We start from the raw sequence: 597 nt of genomic DNA, 5'->3' as shown, positions 1-597 counted from the left end.
GGAACCAGAGCCAATTAGAGAACCATTCCCAGGTCTTACTGAGGAAGAAAGACTAGAAAAACTAACCAAAGAAAATGAACAACTGTAATCAAAAAACTCTAAACTAGAATCTCAAGTTACTAGTTTAGAAATTCAAAAAAACTTTCTTCAAACCAAAGTAGTTGACTTGATAAAAAAACTAGAAGACTTGAATGAAGTTGTTCGCGAACAAATTAAAGTAATTATGAATCTTGTAACTATGCTCAAAGAAACTATCTTTGACGGAATCATTCCATCCCTAGTTAAAGTCTAGATCAAGCGTAATCTTGATCATAGCTACTCTATTTCTAATTGTTACGTCACTTACTCCCGCCTCCTCTGACAATTTCTTTTGACTTAATCGTTCTCCATTGATTACAGCAGAAAGATAAAGTGATGATGCAGCTAGTGCTACTGGATGCTTTCCAGAAGTAATTTCCTTTTCTTCGGCTCTTTTCAAAAAATCTATAGCATCTCGCTTTGTTTTTTCCTTTAAATTTAGATTGTTAGCGAGTTTTACAATAAATGATCCTGGGTCATACTGATCAAGTCTTAGATCTAATTTTCTAATCAGTGTAC

At 33.7% G+C, this 597-nt stretch carries 1 protein-coding gene; it reads right to left on the bottom strand.

What is annotated here, in order from left to right; all coding sequences use genetic code 11:
• Positions 1–277 precede the first annotated feature (277 nt).
• Positions 278–597: hypothetical protein (locus V3W49_RS22865; protein WP_500148261.1), on the bottom strand; the 320-nt coding region annotated here is incomplete at its 5' end.

The sequence above is a fragment of the Rosenbergiella sp. YN46 genome (genome assembly GCF_036620675.1).
GTDB lineage: Bacteria > Pseudomonadota > Gammaproteobacteria > Enterobacterales > Enterobacteriaceae > Jejubacter.
This window is presented reverse-complemented; position numbering and strand designations above follow the sequence as displayed.